General features: G+C 59.8%; 1 protein-coding gene and 1 pseudogene. Both read left to right on the top strand.

The features are described from left to right. Window positions 1-76 precede the first annotated feature (76 nt). Window positions 77-163 (top strand): annotated as a pseudogene (locus MGN01_RS24700) (KilA-N domain-containing protein); the annotation flags it as partial. 6 nt (window positions 164-169) lie between these two features. Then, entirely contained in the window at window positions 170-604 is a 435-nt protein-coding gene (locus MGN01_RS23335) for a BstA C-terminal domain-containing protein (protein ID WP_488803229.1), read from the top strand. Window positions 605-620 lie beyond the last annotated feature (16 nt).

The raw sequence follows: 620 nt of genomic DNA, 5'->3' as shown, positions 1-620 counted from the left end.
CAGCCGATCTCCTGACCCTTCCGTCTGAGTCAGTGCACTAGTTCAGCCACTTACCGGAGGAGATGTCCGTCTTCAGGGCACCTGGGTCCATCCTCAGGTTGCCATTCACCTCGCACAGTGGTGCTCTCCGATTTTCGCGGTGAAGGTCGGCCAGTGGGTCTACGATTGGATGTCGGGCAAGAACCGCCCCGGCAATTCCAATCTGCCCTATCATCTACAGCGCTACCTTCTTAACAACGACCAAGTGCCTGTTGGCTACTTCTCGGTGCTCGCCGAGCTTTCCATCATGTTGATCGCCCCGCTCGAACGGCTGGGGTACCGGGTACCGCCCGAGATGGTGCCCGACATCTCATCGGGACAGATCTACTGCAAAGAGCTGCGGGCCACGGGCATCGATACGAAGGCGCTTCCGACGTACTGGCATCGCTACCAAGACGGTCGCCGCGTGCCCGCAAAGCTCTATCCGGAAGAGTATCTGGCCGACTTCCGGCGCCACGTCCGCGAAGTCTTGATCCCGAAATACGCGATGGACTACTTCCGCAAGCGCGATGCGGCGGCCCTACAGTACCTCCCTGGGCTGATCGCCGGCCCAAAGGCCGCATAAGAATTAGCTAGTCGCC

The sequence above is a fragment of the Methylobacterium gnaphalii genome (assembly GCF_007992215.1).
GTDB classification, from domain to species: domain Bacteria; phylum Pseudomonadota; class Alphaproteobacteria; order Rhizobiales; family Beijerinckiaceae; genus Methylobacterium; species Methylobacterium gnaphalii.
Note: the sequence above shows the minus strand (reverse complement) of the source record. Positions and strands in the feature narration are given on the sequence as shown.

Bases quoted from the DNA above. Each gene is read 5' to 3' on its own strand.
- MGN01_RS23335 (WP_488803229.1), top strand. From the start codon at position 170: ATGTCGGGCAAGAACCGCCCCGGCAATTCCAATCTGCCCTATCATCTA.